Annotated in this window: 11 protein-coding genes; 4 read left to right on the forward strand and 7 right to left on the reverse strand. The window is 70.7% G+C overall.

The window, feature by feature from the left end:
• Positions 1-61 precede the first annotated feature (61 nt).
• Positions 62-1,222, reverse strand: a complete 1,161-nt coding sequence (locus ABZV78_RS16975; RefSeq protein ID WP_355639499.1) for a glycosyltransferase family 4 protein — start codon at positions 1,220-1,222, stop codon at positions 62-64.
• A gap of 233 nt (positions 1,223-1,455) precedes the next feature.
• Between ABZV78_RS16975 and ABZV78_RS16980 the strand changes: the two genes are divergently transcribed.
• The 4 genes from ABZV78_RS16980 (at position 1,456) to ABZV78_RS16995 (ending at position 9,604) form a co-directional block, all read left to right on the forward strand.
• Positions 1,456-2,493 (forward strand): hypothetical protein, encoded by a 1,038-nt coding sequence (locus tag ABZV78_RS16980; RefSeq protein ID WP_355639501.1) that lies wholly within the window; start codon positions 1,456-1,458, stop codon positions 2,491-2,493.
• A complete protein-coding gene (locus tag ABZV78_RS16985; protein WP_355639503.1) occupies positions 2,490-3,857 on the forward strand; it encodes an O-antigen ligase family protein in 1,368 nt (455 codons plus the stop codon). Before ABZV78_RS16980 ends, ABZV78_RS16985 begins: the two co-directional genes overlap by 4 nt.
• A gap of 473 nt (positions 3,858-4,330) precedes the next feature.
• Positions 4,331-8,002, forward strand: coding sequence for a DUF4082 domain-containing protein (locus ABZV78_RS16990; protein WP_355639505.1), 3,672 nt, complete (start codon positions 4,331-4,333; stop codon positions 8,000-8,002).
• Between the two features lie 111 nt (positions 8,003-8,113).
• Entirely contained in the window at positions 8,114-9,604 is a 1,491-nt protein-coding gene (locus ABZV78_RS16995; RefSeq protein WP_355639507.1) for a lipopolysaccharide biosynthesis protein, read from the forward strand.
• On the opposite strand, the gene ABZV78_RS17000 is transcribed toward ABZV78_RS16995, so the two are convergent.
• From ABZV78_RS17000 to ABZV78_RS17025, 6 genes are read right to left on the reverse strand one after another with little or no spacing between them, the layout of a single operon-like run.
• Complete coding sequence (locus ABZV78_RS17000) at positions 9,587-10,909, reverse strand: glycosyltransferase family 4 protein (protein ID WP_355639509.1); 1,323 nt, start codon at positions 10,907-10,909, stop codon at positions 9,587-9,589. The genes ABZV78_RS16995 and ABZV78_RS17000 overlap by 18 nt on opposite strands.
• 20 nt (positions 10,910-10,929) lie before the next feature.
• A complete protein-coding gene (locus ABZV78_RS17005) occupies positions 10,930-11,976 on the reverse strand; it encodes a hypothetical protein (RefSeq protein ID WP_355639510.1) in 1,047 nt (348 codons plus the stop codon).
• A complete protein-coding gene (locus ABZV78_RS17010; protein ID WP_355639512.1) occupies positions 11,973-13,289 on the reverse strand; it encodes an MFS transporter in 1,317 nt (438 codons plus the stop codon). The genes ABZV78_RS17005 and ABZV78_RS17010 overlap by 4 nt, the downstream gene beginning before the upstream one ends.
• A 47-nt stretch (positions 13,290-13,336) precedes the next feature.
• Positions 13,337-14,455, reverse strand: a complete 1,119-nt coding sequence (locus ABZV78_RS17015) for a DegT/DnrJ/EryC1/StrS family aminotransferase (RefSeq protein WP_355639514.1) — start codon at positions 14,453-14,455, stop codon at positions 13,337-13,339.
• On the reverse strand, positions 14,452-15,144 hold the full coding sequence (locus ABZV78_RS17020; RefSeq protein ID WP_355639516.1) for an acetyltransferase: 693 nt from the start codon (positions 15,142-15,144) through the stop codon (positions 14,452-14,454). The genes ABZV78_RS17015 and ABZV78_RS17020 overlap by 4 nt, the downstream gene beginning before the upstream one ends.
• Positions 15,141-16,256, reverse strand: coding sequence for a DegT/DnrJ/EryC1/StrS family aminotransferase (locus ABZV78_RS17025; protein ID WP_355639518.1), 1,116 nt, complete (start codon positions 16,254-16,256; stop codon positions 15,141-15,143). Before ABZV78_RS17025 ends, ABZV78_RS17020 begins: the two co-directional genes overlap by 4 nt.
• Positions 16,257-16,258 lie beyond the last annotated feature (2 nt).

Here is a 16,258-nt window from a genome sequence, read left to right on the forward strand (position 1 = left end):
CACGTTCATCTAGGCACCGCTCGACAGCAAGTACATTCGCGTACGCGGCGTGTCGGCTTGCTTACAGGTTTCGACGGGGGGTGGATGTTGTTGTGGCTGTTCGGCCGAGAGTCGTTGCGATCGTGTTGATTGCCTCGCCGGCCGACCGATCCCAGGAGAACCAAGAGGCCACTTCGGACGAGCCGGCGTGGCAGCTTGAATAGATTCGGTCATCGCCGAGGATCGTGGCGATCAGACTGGCGAGTTCGGCCGGGTCGTCCTTACTGAGAAGCCCGCCGTTGACACCGGGCCTGATCATCTCGGGCATGGCGAAGGCGTCGCGACCGACGCATGGCAGGCCGCGCGCGAGCGCTTCGGCGAACACGAGGCCGAAGCCTTCGATGCGCGTGGGCAGCACGAACAGGTCGTGCGTGTCATAGAGGACGGCCACCTCGTGGCGCGAGATCGCACCCCGGAAGTCGACGCCGTCGGGTACCTGCCCGGGAAGCGGCCAGCTCGGCGGTCCGGCCACGGTGAGCGTGATGGCCGGGTCGACGTCCCGCCGCAGGATGCGCAGCGCCTCCACCGCGAGATCCCCACCCTTGCTGTGGAAGGTGCGGCCGACGAAGAGCAGCCGTCGCCGTGGTCCGGGCCGGACCGGTGGTGGCTGGTCGGCGGCGAACCCGGCCCGCGTGTCCAGGTGCAGTCCCGGGTGCAGGACATGCACCTTCGTCGCGGGCAGGTGGGAGTCCTCGACCAGGCTGCGAGCGAGCCAGTGGCTCATCGCGAAGACACCGGCCGCCCGCTCGTACACCCGGTGTTGTCGCTCGCGCCGGCGGAACAGTTCATCCCGGGACAGTCGCCGGAAGATCGGCTGGCCGGCATCGACCAGGTTGATGAGCGCGTCGAAGCTCATGTCCTGGTAGACGAAGTACGGCACATCCAGCGGTGTCAGGTCCTGGATCTGCAGCACCGCGTCGCAGCCGAGCCGCCTCGCTCGGCCCCGAATCTTGATCCGGCAGTACGCGTCCCCGGTCCTGGACTGCTCCCACATGGTGCTCAGTCGACCGTTCCGCCAGCGCGGGTGCATGGCCGACAGCGCCAGCCGCGTTGGTTGCGGCACCTCCACCCCCACGTCGGCGATGTCGGCCTGCCGGCGCAGCGCCGCACGGAGGTGCCACGGGGTGCCGGACCAGGTGGACGGGGCGTGTGAATCCCACAGACAGGCAAATCCGATGCGCATCCGGCTATCCTCGCTCCTGATAACGGGGGATCGTGCGAAATTCTCCCCGTCGCTCGACGACTCACAATCCTTCGTCGGTTTTGCGACAGGGCGGTTCGGGTGTTACCGCGGAGGCCCGTCACGGGGCATGATGGTGCCCGGATCGCTGCGGCGGTGGGGGATTGACACTTCGGCCGGCATTGCCAGCGTCGTCTACGCACGACAAAATTTTCGCGGGGCCGACGGAGGGCCGAATGGATCTCTGGGATGTCACCAAGGTGCTGTGGCGCCGTCGTTGGATCGCGTTGCCCATGCTGTTGGTGAGCGCACTGGTGGCGTTCTACGTCGTCTCCACGGTCCGTTCCGACTATCAGGCGACCGGGCACCTCACGCTGCTGCCCCCGAGCCAGCAGCGAGCGGTTGATCCGAAGGCGACCACGGCGCCCCAGACGGTGAGCCCCTGGAACGTCTACTCGCTCGCGGATGCGCTGGTGATCTACGCCGGGCGGGCCGATGTGAAGCGAGAGTTCGCCAGGGCGGGCTTTTCCGAGGAGTTCACTGTGACGATCGGTGGGACGCAGCTGCCGATCGTTGAGGCCGAGGTGGTGGCCCCCAGCCCGGAGAAGGCCCGGGCGACCCTGGACCGCCTGATCGGGTTGCTCGGCCAGCAGCTGAGGCGGCTTCAGGCGCCGTACGGGGTCGACGGCGGGGAGGCGATCACCGCTGAGGTGCTCGACTCGGGGCAGAACATCGAGGTGCTCAGTTCGGCGAAGAAGCGCATGCTCATCGTCGTCGTGGCGATCGGTCTGATTCTCACGGTCTCGATCTGCCTGGGCGTGGATGCTCTGCGCCGCCGACCAACCGGAACCGCGGCCGGCCCGCCTGTGCCTCGGTCGGGCGGCAGCCGCGACAGGCCGCCGGTGGGGGACCAGGACGACCTCACCCAGTCCCCGTGGATCAGGCGTCCGGGGCTGCCGGTGGAGCGGTCCCAGCCCGCACCGGCGTGGCCGTGGTCAGCACCGCCCACGGCTGCCGGGCAGGCAGCCGGGCGAGCCGACCACCGGAGCGGCCACGGTCCGTCCGCAGGCCCCGACGCCGCGCCGCGGGCCGCGGTCGACGAGGCCACCACAGTGCTCGACTACCGGCGGTCGAGGCGTGACGCGCCGCCCGCCACCGCCGGCCCTGCCGTGCCGCGGGACAATTCCTCTGTCCTGCCTTTCGCCGGGACCGACCGACTGCACCGTCCGGCCGTGCGTGGCGACGAGGGGCCGCATGGGGCGGACCGGCTTTGACCGTCACTTCGGTCGATTTTGATCCGTCCCGGCTCGACGCCGGAACGTACGCGTCGCGGCAGCGCCGCCACCTGGTTGACGTGGCTTTCCTGCTCAGCCTCCTGGCGACGCTGGCGCTTCTGCTTCCCGCGGGGCTGGTCGTCCCGCAGTTCAGCGATCTCGGCCGCCCCGCGACGCTGATGGGCGCCGCGCTGGCGACCATCTGGATGCTGTCCCGTACCCATCAGCGCCTGGCCACGCGTGGTCCCCAACCGCTGCGTTGGGCCGCCATCGCATATTTCACGAGCTACCTGGCCTCGTACGTCGCGGGCCTGTACCGCGGCATGCCCAGCATCGAGGCGAGCGGGGCAGAGCGTGCCCTGCTCGGTGCGCTGGCATTCCTCGGGCCGATGGTGGCCTTTGCCGACGGTGTGCCGAACCGCCGTCGGATCGACGGCGTCATCCAGACTCTGGTGTTCGCTGCCGCCGGGATGGCCGCGATCGGGGTGCTCCAGTCGACCCTGGCGCTGGATCTGACCGTGTACATCCGGGTCCCGGGGCTGATTTCGCTGAGCGACTACGGCACCGGGATCCCGGCGGCAGGTTCGGAGCGTCTCGGCGTGGCGAGCACGGCTGCGCACTACATCGAATTCGCCGCGGTGATGGCCATGGTGCTGCCCTTCGCCGTGCACGTCGCCCGGTTCGCCGCGTCGCGCGCGGTCCGCCAATGGGGGGCCGTCGCCGCCGTGACGATCCTGGCCGTGATCCCGATGACCCAGTCCCGCACCGGGACCCTGGCGCTGGTCGTCGGCATGGTGGTCATGCTGCCGGTGTGGTCCTGGCGAGTCCGCTACAACCTCGTGCTGCCCTTCTTCGGGCTGCTGGCCGCCATGATGGTGGTCCGGCCCGGCATGCTCGGCTCGGTCGCCGGACTGTTCTACGGCTGGAACAGCGATCCCAGCGTGCAGGGTCGCAAGGACGACTACGAGATCGTCGGGTATTTCTTCAGCCAACGGCCGTGGTTCGGCCGCGGGCAGGGGACCTTCATCCCGACCCTCTACACCTTCCTGGACAACCAGTGGCTGGGGCAGGCGGTCAGCGGCGGCGTCGTGGGGATCGCCACGCTCGCCGGCCTGCACCTCACCGCGATCGTGCTCGCCGTCATCGCCTATCGGCGGGCCACCGTGGTGGCGGACCGGCACCTCTGCGGCTGCCTCATCGCGGTGCAGGTGATCGCCATGGTGGCCGAGGGCACCTTCGACGCTCTGGCCTTCACGACCTTCAGTGGAGTGCTCGCCGTGCTCACCGGCTGCGCGGGCGCCATGTGGCGGCTGCTGCATCCGTCAAGACAGGTGCGGACCACCGGCCCGGGTGTCATGGATTAGCGGAGCGGCCTCGGCCCAGCTGCCGCACCGGACCGCTTATCGATTCGAATAACTACTCGATCCGGCTGCCCGACCTCCGCCGCCTGCGGAAACAACTAACTGGATCTTTTTGGTGCGTTGCCCGTCCGCCATGCGGTCACCGAATCCGTCGGAGTCCGATGTGGGAAATGGCGAACCGAACGGCGGAGGGCGTCTCGTCCACCCTGACGCGACCCATGGCGTAATCGGCATTGTGGCGCGGTTCTCCCACTGGCTATGGTCCGGCTGATCCTAGAGTTAGCGGCGAAGTGTGGGTTTCCGGGTGGCAGTGAGGGGGTGGACCGTTCATGATCTGGTGGCGGCAGCAGTGGCACGACGAACTGTCGGAAACCGAGTCATCTTTCCGTACATCGCGTAGAACCGTTCCTGGTGCGGCCCGCTTCGCCGGCGCCCGATTCCGAATCCGGCTCGCTGTCGGTGGCGGATTCCTCGCGGTGGCCCTGGTCGCCAGCGGGATCACGGCCGGGTCGGCCACCGCGGCCACCGATCCGTGCGCGCCGCTGGTCAATCCGGTCGTCTGCGAGAACAGCAAGAGCGGTTCGCCCCCCGCGGAATGGGACATCTTCGAAGCCGGCGACGATTCCATTCAGGGGTTCGCCACCGACATCAGCGTCAACCGCGGCCAGACCATCAACTTCAAGATCAAAACGACGGCGTCGGCGTACACGATCGACATCTACCGGCTGGGGTGGTACGGCGGCAACGGCGCCAGGAAGATCACGAGCGTCACCCCCTCGGCGCAGCTTCCACAATCCCAGCCGGCCTGCATCACCGATCCGGCGACCGAGATCTACGACTGCGGCGTCTGGGCGGTCTCCGCGTCCTGGACCGTGCCCTCCAATACGGTGTCGGGCGTCTTCATCGCCAAGCTCAGGCGTCCGGACAACGGCGACACCAGCCACATCACCTTCATCGTGCGGGACGACAGCAGCACCTCCGCGCTGTTCCTCCAGACCTCCGACGCCACCTGGCACGCCTACAACATGTACGGCGGCTCGAACTTCTACCACGGTGGCAACAACGGACGCGCTTACAAGGTCAGTTACAACCGTCCGTTCGGCACCCGTGGGAACAACCCCGAGGACTTCCTGTTCAGCAACGAGTACCCGATGTTGCGCTTCCTCGAGCGCAACGGCTACGACGTCAGCTACACCACCAACGTGGACTCGGACCGGCGCGGCGAGCTCATCAAGAACCACCAGGTGTTCCTGTCGGTGGGCCACGACGAGTACTGGTCGGGCCAGCAGCGGGCCAACGTCGAGGCCGCTCGGGACGCCGGCGTGAACCTCGCCTTCTTCAGCGGCAACGAGAGCTACTGGCGAACCCGGTGGGAGACCAGCAAGGACGGCTCCGCGACGGCGTATCGCACCCTGGTCTGCTACAAGGAGACGTGGAACAACGCGAAGATCGACCCGGCCGCCGAATGGACGGGTACCTGGCGTGACCCCCGGTTCAGCCCGCCGTCGAACGGTGGCCGACCGGAGAATGCGCTGACCGGCACCGCCTACATGTCCAACTCCACCGACCTGGCCGTCCAGGTGCCGGCCGAGCAGGGCAAGTACCGGTTGTGGCGAGACACCGGCCTGGCCTCGCTCGCCGCCGGGCAGACGGCCACGCTCGCACCGCACACGGTGGGCTACGAGTCCAACGAGGATCTCGACAACGGCTTCCGGCCCGCCGGCCTGATCCGTCTCTCGACCACGGTCGGACCGACGCCGGAATACCTGCGCGACTACGGCAACACCGTGACCCCGGGCACGACGACCCACCACCTCACCCTCTACCGCGCCGACAGCGGCGCCCTGGTCTTCTCGGCCGGCACCATCCAGTGGGCGTGGGGCCTGGACGAGCAGCACGACGGGACGGTGGAACCGGCCGATCCGCGGATGCAACAGGCAACGCTCAACCTCCTGGCCGACATGGGCGCCCAACCCGCCACCAGGATGAGCGGGCTCGTCACCCCGACCGCCTCCACCGACTCGATCGCGCCGACGACGACGATCACGTCGCCGGCATCCGGCGCCTCCGTGACCAACGGGAGCCAGGTCACCGTCCAAGGCACCGCCGGCGACACCGGCGGTGGGCGGGTCGCCGGGGTCGAGGTGTCCACCGACGGTGGCACGAGCTGGCACCCCGCCACCGGCACCACCTCCTGGTCCTACCCCTTCTACAGCAACGGGGCGGGCACCCAGGCCATCCTCGTCCGGGCGATCGACGACAGCGTCAACATCGGGCAGCCGGCCACCCTCTCGTTGAACCTGACCGGACCGAGCACGATCTTCGGTGCCCGCGTCCCGCCGACGCCGACGGTCGCCGACGGCGGCGGGTACGAACTCGGCGTCAAGTTCAAGCCGCAGACCGACGGCTTCATCACCGGCATCCGCTTCTACAAGGGCACGACCAACACCGGAACGCATGTCGGGAGCCTCTGGTCGAGCGGTGGCAGCCGGTTGGCCAGAGCGACGTTCACCGGTGAGACCGGCTCGGGATGGCAGCAGGTCACGTTCGGGACACCGGTGGCGGTCACCGCCTTCACCACGTACGTCGCGTCGTACTACGCGCCCAACGGGCACTACGCCGCCGAGCAGTCCTTCTTCACCGCGGCCGACTTCGTCTCGGCGCCGCTGACCGCCCCACGGTCTCTGGGTGCGGGCGGCAACGGGGTCTACCGGGAGGGCGCCGGTTTCCCCGCGGCCAGCTACAAGGACACCAACTACTACGTGGACGTGCTCTTCACGTCCAGCAACGCGGCGGGACCGGTGGTGGTGTCGGCGTTGCCGCTGCCGGATTCGACCGACGTGCCGGTCACGACGCGGCCCTCGGTGGTGTTCTCCAAGGCGGTGAACCCCGCGACGATCCAGTTCAACCTGACCGCTGACGGCGGCGGTGCGGTCGCCGGGAGCACCTCCTACGACAGCGCCACGAAGACGGCGACGTTCACACCGGCGGCCGTGTTGGCCTCGGAACAGGTCTACCGGGCGAGCGTGCAGGCCGGGGACACCCAGGGCCAGGCCATGGAGTCGCCGCGGACCTGGTCGTTCACCACCGCCTTGGACCCGTCGGTCGCCAAGCTCTTCGGGACCGACGCCGTACCCGGCGAGACGAGCGTCAACGACACCAGGTCGGTGGAGCTCGGTGTGAAGTTCGTGGCGTCGACCGGCGGCTCGGTCGTGGGTGTGCGGTTCTACCAGGGACCGGGTAACACCGGTCCGCACACCGGCAGCCTCTGGTCGGCCAGTGGGACGCTGCTCGCGCGGGTCACCTTCCCGGACAGCGCCGGAGTGGGCTGGCAGACCGCCCGCTTCGCCACTCCGGTGACGATCACGGCCGGCACGACCTACGTGGTGTCCTACTTCGCGCCGGAAGGCCACTACGCCGCCGACGGCAACTTCTTCGTCGCGCCACACACCAACGGGCCGCTCACCGCCCCGGCGGGGAGCAACGGTGTCTACCAGTACGCCGCCAGCTCCGGTTTCCCGACCGAGTCGTACAACTCCAGCAACTACTGGGTCGAGCCACTGTTCGTCTCCGATGGAGGTGGGCCCACGCCGGGTCCCAGCGGATCACCGTCGCCGAGTCCCTCGCCGTCCCCGACGCCGAGCCCGACCGCCACAACGCCGCCGTGGCCCACGGACGGGTCGGTCACCATCTTCACCCCGGCCGACAATCCCGCGTCGGCGAACTGGAACGACAGGTCCGCGGTGGAGGTCGGGGTCCGGTTCCGGTCCGACGTGAACGGGGTGGTGACCGGTGTGCGGTTCTACAAGGGCCCGGCGAACACCGGAGTGCACACCGGTTCGCTGTGGACGACCGGTGGGCAGCTGCTGGCCAGCGGGACGTTCCAGAACGAGTCCGGATCGGGCTGGCAGACGGTGACCTTCGCTCAGCCGATCGCGATCACGGCGGGGACCACCTACGTGGCCTCGTATCACACGATGGTCGGCTACTACGCGGTGACCGTCGGCGCCTTCAACAACCCTCTCGACCGGCCTCCGCTCCACGCCTCGGCCAACGGCGGCGTATACCGCTACGGCGCAGGTTCGGCCTATCCGAGCGAGGGGACCCCGCACAACTACTGGGTGGATGTCATGTTCCGGACCCCGTAGTGCTCACCGGGCTGATTCAGTTGGCTGGACCGCGGGCCGGCTGACGGGATCAGCCCGCCGGTGGGTTCGCGCGGGCGGGTGCCACGACGACCTGGTGACCAAGGTGAGGGTATGAGGCTGAAGGTCAGCGAAGACGGCTCGTTGTACGGTCGGGCCGGTCGGGCGCTGGGCTGGAGCTTCGCCAGTACCGCGCTGGGGCGGCTCAGTACCCTGGCCATCGGGATCGCGATCGCCCGCCTGCTCGGGCCGGCGGAGTTCGGCACGTTCGCGGTGGCCACCGTGGCGCTCATGGCCGTGCTCAGCTTCAACGAACTCGGCGTCAGCCTGGCGATCGTGCGTTGGCCCGGCGACCCCCGGGAGATCGCACCCACCGTGGCCACGATCTCGGTCATCTCCAGCGTTCTGGTCTACGTCGCCTGTTTTCTGGGCGCGCCGGCGTTCGCCTCGGCGATGGGGGAGCCGGGCGCCACCCCCGTGGTCCGCCTGCTCGCTGTCAGTGTCATTCTCGACGGCCTGCTGGCGACGCCGGCCGCGATGTTGCAACGCAAGTTCCGCCAGGACCGCAAGACCATCGTCGACCAGGTCACCCACTGGACCGGCTCGCTCACCTCGATCGCCCTCGCCATCTCCGGCCTGGGTGCCATGAGCCTGGCGGTCGGACGGCTCACCGGCGCGCTCGCCGGCGGGCTCCTGCTGGTCCGTTTCGAGTGGGGGTCGATGCGGTTCGGACTGGACCGTGCAAAGGCGCGTGAGCTGATGCGCTTCGGACTCCCGCTCGCGGGTTCCAGCATCCTGGTCTTCACCGTCAACAACGTGGACCGGCTGCTCGTCGGCGCGGTGCTCGGACCGGTACCGCTCGGCTACTACGTACTGGCCTCCAACCTGGCGGGCTGGCCGATCAGCATCTTCTCCTCACCGGTGCGGGCAGTGGCTCCGGCGGCGCTGTCCCGACTGCAGAACGACCGGCCCGTCATGCACCGGACCTTCCTGTCGACCGCCGGGTTGCTCGTCGCTGTCACGCTGCCCGCCTGCGTGCTGCTGTCGGCCGCGGCGGAGCCCCTGGTCAGATTCGTCTACGGGTCCGTGTGGCAGCCCGCCGCCACCGTGCTGCCCTGGCTCGGACTGCTCGCCGCGTTGCGGATCATCTTCGAGCTGATCTACGACTACTTCGTCGTGCTCGCCAGCAGCCGGGTGGTCTTCACGGCGCAGGTGATCTGGCTGGCCGCGCTCGTTCCCGCCCTCTACGTCGGCGCCACGCTCTGGGAACTGCCCGGCGCGGGCATCGCGCAGCTGGTCGTGGGGCTGCTCGTGGTGCTCCCGATCTATCTGTTCGAACTCAACCGGACCGGCGTCCGGGCCGGGCCGTTCGCGGCGCAGATGATCCGGCCGGTCCTGGGCGCGGCGGCCGTCGGGGTGATCGTCTTCGTGATCAGTGGTGGCATGCGGCACGACCTGCTCGCACTCGTGCTCGCCGGCCTCGTCGGGATGTCCGCGATCGTCCTGCTGGTCTACCAGAAGCGCGACGTGCTGCGGTCACTGCGCGCCGTCGGTGCCGCCGAGCCCGAGCCGGCAGCCGAGGCCCAACTAGCCCTCCGCGCCTGACTCGACGCCGGATTCGACCACGTCCTGTCGGGCCGGCTGCCGTTGCTGCTGCCTGAGCGAGGCGGCCGCGAGGGTGGCGGCGTTGAAGTCGTCCCGCGCCGCGGATCCACGGAGCGACTCGACCCGCCGGCGCACCTTGTGGGAGCCGACGCCGGCGAGGGCGCGCAGATACTCCCGAGCAGCGGCGGACTCGCGAGCGGAGGCCCGCCGCGCCACAGCTTCCTCGTAGATCTGCTCCTGCAGACGCGCCGCCCGCTGCAGGCTGAACCGTCGCACCACCAGATCGCGCCCGTACGCACCGAGGGTCTGCCGCAACGTGGCGTCGTCGAGCAGCCGACGCAGGATGCCGTGCAGCCGGTCACCGCCGGCTGTGCCATCGCCCACGCCGTACCACCCCTGGTGCAGGAACAGGTCGCAGCTCTCGGGGGTGAGCAGTTCCCAGAAGCCGCCCTCGCCCTGGACGATGAGCGGGCGGCCGAAGGCGAGCGCACGCAGGGCCGACCCGCCCATGCCGAGAACGATGTCGGCCGCGGCGTAGGCGGGCCGCGGGTCGAGCAGTTCCCCGGTGAGCACCACCGCCCGTCGCCCCGCCTGCGCGTTGGCCCGCGCCGCGCGTTGCTCGACCGTCTCGCGGGCCACACCGTCGCCGACGATGACCAGGCGTACCGGCCGTCGCCGGGCGAGCGCGCCGACCACGTCGATCGCGGTGAGGATGCCTTCCAGCTTGAGCTGCGGGGCGAGCCGGCTCACCACGACCAGGTCGAGAGGCCGTTCCTCGCCGAGATCGGCGTGCAGCCCGTGATCGGCGCGGAACTCCCCCGTCGGGTGGCCCGGCGCGTTGTCGACCGTGTCGACCGGAGGCTCGATGAGATGCACCGGTCCGGGCCGGCGCGCGGCCGTGTGTATCTGCAACGCGCGGGTGCCCACCACCAGCGGCATGGACGCGGGCAGGAACGGGGCGACGGCCATGGACATCACGGTGCAGACGGCGGCAGCCCGGTCGCCGGGAAGAACCGCCGCGGCCGCGTCCAGCGCGGGTGGCCATTCGTAGCCGTGGACCACGTCGATCCCACGCGCCCGGACGAGCCGGCGGAGCTTCGCGGCGACGGTCGGGGAGGGGCGCCGGCGGCGGGCGCTGACGGGCAGCAGTTCCAGACCGAGCGCCTCGACCCGGGCCGCGAGTGGCCCCTCGTCGCCCAGCACGGCGACCTCGTGACCGAGATCCCGTACGGCAGCGCCCAACTCGATGGCGTTGAGCTGGCTGCCCCCGACGTTCATGGCGTGCGGGTAAACGATGATCTTCATGCCGATCCTGCCTGCCTTCGCTAGCGCACCACGGCCGGAGACCAGGCGTCGTGGATGAGGACACTCGGGCTGCCGCTGCCGTCCGCGGGCACGCTCCAGACGTCGCTGGTCGCGGCGGCGCCGTCGGTGCCGCTCCGGGGAAGCCCGTACAGGACATGGGTGTCGTCGAGCCATTCGGGCTGGTCGTCGACACTGCGTGTCTCCGCGAGAAGGGTCTCCCTGCCGGTGGCGATCTCGACCACCGCGAGCCGCCACTGTCCCGGTGGCAGGTCACCGTGCTTCTTGAAGGCGATCCGCGTGCCGTCGGGCGACAACGACGGACACTCGACATCTTCGCGCAGTGCGGTCAGTCGCCGGGCCGCCAGACTGCCCTTCACGAGCCACGTCCTGTCTCCCGAGGACGCGGTCGCGTAGAACAGATCGTCGTCGGCGAACGTCACGCCCCACATGTTCTTGTCGGCCGCCGCGACGGTCCGGCCCTTGACCACCAGCGCGAACTTCTCGATGTCGCCGATGGTCGCACCGTCCATCCGGCTGACCACCGTGCGCGTCGAGAACTGGCCGGGATTGGCGTACGAGTCGCCTGAGACGAAGCTCGTCGTGGCGACCAGCGTTCCGTCCCGGGAGAGCCGCGCCCGGCTCGGGACGCCGGTGAGCGGGAGATCCCGCCGCGGAGCCCACTCCGCGTCGAGCAGCTTCGCCTGGTACGTGGTGACCAGGCCGCGTCTGGCGGTGAGGCAGATCGTCTGGCCTGCGGCGGCATACACGCGGTCGCACGACGCGGGCGTGAAGGTGCGGGGGCCGTCGGGTGCGGACAGCGGAACGAGCGCGACCTGGCCGTACCCCTCGCCCCGCGCCGTGCTCCGGAACACCACGTGCGGCCCTGCGGTGACGCTGGTGAGACGATCCCGCCTGGCCGCGGCCGGCACCTTCGGCCCGGCCGCCGGTTGCGAGGTGCGTACGTGCAGGACGTAACCGCCTGCGCCGAGCACGGCGAAGAGCACGACGCCCGCCAACACCACCAGCTTCAGGCGTGTGGCGCCCCGGTGAACCTGCTCCGTCGTCACGCCGGGACACCGCCATCGGGTGTGCGGTCGGCCGGGCTCCGGTCCGCGGTGTCCGCCGTACCGGCCCCGTCCGGGTCGGCGCCGGTCTCGACGCCGCGCAGCAGCCAGGCCGCGCCGGGAACGGCGATCGCGAGCAGCATCGCGGCGACCACCAGGGCCCTGCCGGGGCCCGTCGCGTCCCAGGCGAGCCCGAACGCCAGGGAGGCTACGAAGCGGGCGGCCGCCACGACGGTCTGCGCGGCGGCGATGCCGCTGCCCCGCACCTCCGCGGGCACGAGCCGACTGATCAGCGCCGCCAGGACTCCGTCGGTCGAGGCATAGAACGTGCCGAGCAACAGGAGAACGACGACGGTGGCGGCCAGACCGCCCGACGGTCCGGCTGCCAGCAGATAGCAGCCGAGCAGGGCGAGGTGTCCGCCGACCAGCACGCGCGCGCGGCCCACCCGGTCGGCGAGGCGGCCGAGCGGTACGGCGAGCACGAGGTAGGCGACGTTGGTGCCGACGTACAGCAACGGGAAGTAGCGCGCGGCGAAGCCGTCGCGGTCCTGCAGCGTCAGGTAGAGGAAGCCGTCACCGACGGTGAGCAGGCCGAGCAGGCCGGCGGCGAGCAGCGGACGGCGCAGCCGCGGGCTGGTCAGCTCGCGACCGAGACGGCGCAGTCCGGCGCGGCGGCCGTCCGTCGCCGTGAGCGGGTTCGGTACGAACAGGAGGAGCACCGCCAGTCCGACCGCGGCGAAGGCGAACGACACGACGAAGATCGAGTCGTAGCTGCCGGGCACGCCCGCGAGCAGTCCGAACGCGAGCAACGGCCCCAACGCCGCGCCGGCGGTGTCCAGCGCCCGATGAACGCCGAAGGACCTGCCCAGCATCGCCGGGTCCGACGAGGCGGCGATCAGCGCGTCGCGGGGGGCGGTCCGCAAACCCTTGCCCAACCGGTCCGCGGTGATCACCGCGGTGATGGCCGCGAGCCCCTGCACCGGCAGCATGGCGATCCGGGACAGCGCCGACACCCCGTAGCCGATCGCCGCCACCCACTTCGGCCGGCTGCTCCGGTCGCCCGCGTACCCGCCGGCGATGCGAACCGCCGCGCTGACGCCCTGGTAGACGCCGTCCAGGAAGCCGTAGGCGGTCATCGTCAACCCGACCTGCGCGGTGAGGTAGAGCGGCAGGACGGACGAGACCATCTCCGAGGAGACGTCGGTGAGCAGGCTGACCACGCCCAGCAGGACGACCGTCGTGGAGACACGGGCGACGACCGCGTCCGGGCCCGGCCGCCGGCCGATCCCGGGTCGATCCCGTATCGATACGTACACGTCCTACCTTTCGTCCCGATCCGGGCGGGGCGGCTGCGGATGAGGAGCTATCGCAGTGCCGCGACGAGCGACTCCACCACCCGCTCCTGCTGCTCGGCGGTGATCTGTGGATAGATCGGCAGGGAGAGAAGTTCCGGCGCGATCCGCTCGGTGACCGGGAATGCGCCGGCGGCGTATCCCAGCCCGGCGAAGGCCCCGGTGAGGTGAACCGGCACCGGGTAGTGGACCGCGGCGCCCACGCCCGCGGCGTTGAGGCGGGCCAGCACCTCGTCCCGGCGGCCCGGCGAGCCGTCGCCGGGGATCCGCACGCAGTAGATGTGCCACACGTGTTCGTTGCCCGGCAGCGTCGTCGGCCGCACCACGTCGAGTCCGGCGAGCAGCGCGTCGTACCGCGCGGCCGCGGTCCGGCGCAGCGCGTTCCAGCCGGCCAGCCGCATCAGCTTGGCGCGCAGCACGACGGCCTGCAGCCCGTCGAGCCGGCTGTTGACGCCGATCACGTCATGCGTGTACTTCTTCAGGCCGCCGTGGCTGCCGAGCGTGCGCACCGCGGTGGCGAGCTCGGCGTCGGTCGCCACCACGGCGCCCGCGTCCCCGTACGCCCCCAGGTTCTTCCCGGGGTAGAAGCTCGTCGCGGCGATGCCGTCCACGCCCGCGCCGCGGCCGTGCCGGGTGGCGCCTTGGCACTGGGCGGCATCTTCCACGATCGCGACGTCCCGCCCGGCGAGCCCCGCGCGCAGCCGCTCCACCGGCGCCAGCTGCCCGTAGAGGTGCACCGGGACGACCGCCCTGGTGGCCGGCGTGATCGCGGCCAGCGCGGCGTCCACGTCGAGGAGATACGTGCCGGGGTCGCAGTCCACCAGCACCACCCGGGCGCCGGCCCGCGCGACCGCCTCCGCGGTGGCGATGAACGTGTTGGCCGGAAGTACCACCTCGGTGCCCGGACCGACGCCGAGCGCGCGCAACGCCAACTCGAGCGCGTCGGTGCCGTTGGCCACCCCGACGCAGTGCGGTACGCCGCTGAAGGCCGCGTACTCCTGCTCGAAGGCGGTCACCTCGGCGCCGCCGATGAAGGCGGTGTCGGCGATGATCCGTTTGAAGCCGGCCTCGACCTCTTCCGCCACCTCGGCGTGGGCGGCGGCCAGGTCGACGAGCGGGATGCTGGTCATGCAGGGCTCCTTCGAAGGCTGAGCGGCTCGGCGGGCAGGTGGGTGCGGCGCAGGAACCGGGCCGGGTTGCCGGCCCAGACCTCGGCCGGCGGCAGGTCGTCGAGGAGGACCGAGCCCATGCCGAGCAGGGACCCCGCGCCGACGGTCAGCGACTCCCGAAGCAGGGCGCCGGCGCCGAGGTAGGCGCCCTCGGCGACGGTGACCGCGCCCCCCAGCCGCACGCCCGAGGCGATCGTCGCGAAGTCGTGCACGACGTCGTCGTGGGTCAGCACGGACTGCGGCATGATCGCCACATGACTGCCGACGGTGACGTCAGCGGTCAGGGTGACCTGAGCCAGCAGCACCGACCCCGCTCCGAGGAGGCAGCCCGCACCGAGCTGAGCGGACGGGTGGACGACGGTCGCGAAGCGTTCCGCGGGCAGGCCGAGCCGGCGGACCACCCGCGCCCGGGCGAGCTGGTCGCGCGGGTTGCCGACGCAGACCACGACGGCTGCGTCGGGTAGCTCCGCGAGGTCGTCGATCCCGCCGAGGATCGGCAGACCCGCCCGCTCGGTGCCGTGCAACGCCGGATCGTCGTCGAGGAAGCCTCGCAGCCGCCAGACAGGTCGCACCTGATTGACCGCGCGGACGGCCGCGGCGGTCTCCCGGGCGAAGCCCCCGGCTCCGACGATCACCAGAGGCTGCGTCATCGACCGGCCAGCAGGCGCAGTACGGCGACGATGTGGTCCTGGTCGGCGTCGGTCAGCGCGTGGTGCAGCGGCAGGATCAGCGAGTCGCGGGTGAGCTGTTCGGTCACCGGCAGCGGCGCCGAGGGCAGGCCGGCGTACGCCGGTTCGAGGTGGGACGCCATGATGCCCCGCCGGGCCGACACACCCTGCGCCGCCAACTCGGCGAGCACCTCGTCGCGGCTCGTGCCGTACTCCGGCCGCAGCAGCACCCAGAACGACTGCACGTTGCTCTGGCCGTAGGCGGGATCCTGGACCGGCACGACGCCGCGGAGATCGGCCAGCAGCGCCCGATACCGTTCGGCCCGCGCCCGGCGCTGCGTGACCAGCCCGGCGAGGCGGCCGAGCTGCACCAGGCCCACCGCCGCCTGGATGTCGGTCATCCGGTAGTTGTAGGCGGTCTCCAGGTACGACTCCAGCACCGGCTGTGCGCTGGCGTGCCGGTCGGCGGCGGAGATGTTCATCCCGTGCTCCCGCAGCCGACGCAGGCGCCGCGCCCAGTCGGCGTTGTCCGTCGTGAGCATGCCGCCCTCGCCGGTCGTGATGACCTTGCGGGGATGGAACGACCAGGCGGCGATGGTGGCGCCGGCCCCGACGGGCTGACCGTAGGCGGTGGAGCCGGCCGCGCAGGCGGCGTCCTCCACAAGGGCCACGTTCCACCCGTCGGCGGCCTTGCGCAGCGCGGCCACGTCGAACGGCACGCCGCCCTGGTGGACCGCGATGACGGCGCGGGTTCGCGGCGTGCGTACCGCGTCGACGGTGTCGACCGTGAGGTTGCCGGTGGCGAGGTCGACGTCGGCGAAGACCGGGGTCGCGCCGACGTATCGCACCGCGTTGGCGGTGGCGATGAAGGACAGGGACGGGACGATCACCTCGTCCCCCGGGCCGATTTCGAGGACGACCAGAGCCAGATGCAGGGCGGTCGTGCAGGAGCTGACGGCCACCCCGTGATCGGCGCCGACGCGCGCGGAGAACTCCTGCTCGAACTGTGCCACCCGTGGGCCCTGGGCGACCCAGCCGGAGCGGACGGCGTCTGCCGCGGCCTGTGCCTCCTCCTCGCCGAGCAGGGGAATCATGA

Source organism: Micromonospora sp. NPDC004540, assembly GCF_040610095.1.
In the GTDB taxonomy this organism is placed as follows: Bacteria; Actinomycetota; Actinomycetes; order Mycobacteriales; family Micromonosporaceae; genus Micromonospora.

Bases quoted from the DNA above. Each gene is read 5' to 3' on its own strand.
- ABZV78_RS16975 (WP_355639499.1), bottom strand. From the start codon at position 1,222: ATGCGCATCGGATTTGCCTGTCTGTGGGATTCACACGCCCCGTCCACC.
- ABZV78_RS17020 (WP_355639516.1), bottom strand. From the start codon at position 15,144: ATGACGCAGCCTCTGGTGATCGTCGGAGCCGGGGGCTTCGCCCGGGAG.
- ABZV78_RS17000 (WP_355639509.1), bottom strand. From the start codon at position 10,909: ATGAAGATCATCGTTTACCCGCACGCCATGAACGTCGGGGGCAGCCAG.
- ABZV78_RS16995 (WP_355639507.1), top strand. From the start codon at position 8,114: ATGAGGCTGAAGGTCAGCGAAGACGGCTCGTTGTACGGTCGGGCCGGT.
- ABZV78_RS17015 (WP_355639514.1), bottom strand. From the start codon at position 14,455: ATGACCAGCATCCCGCTCGTCGACCTGGCCGCCGCCCACGCCGAGGTG.
- ABZV78_RS16980 (WP_355639501.1), top strand. From the start codon at position 1,456: ATGGATCTCTGGGATGTCACCAAGGTGCTGTGGCGCCGTCGTTGGATC.
- ABZV78_RS17025 (WP_355639518.1), bottom strand. From the start codon at position 16,256: ATGATTCCCCTGCTCGGCGAGGAGGAGGCACAGGCCGCGGCAGACGCC.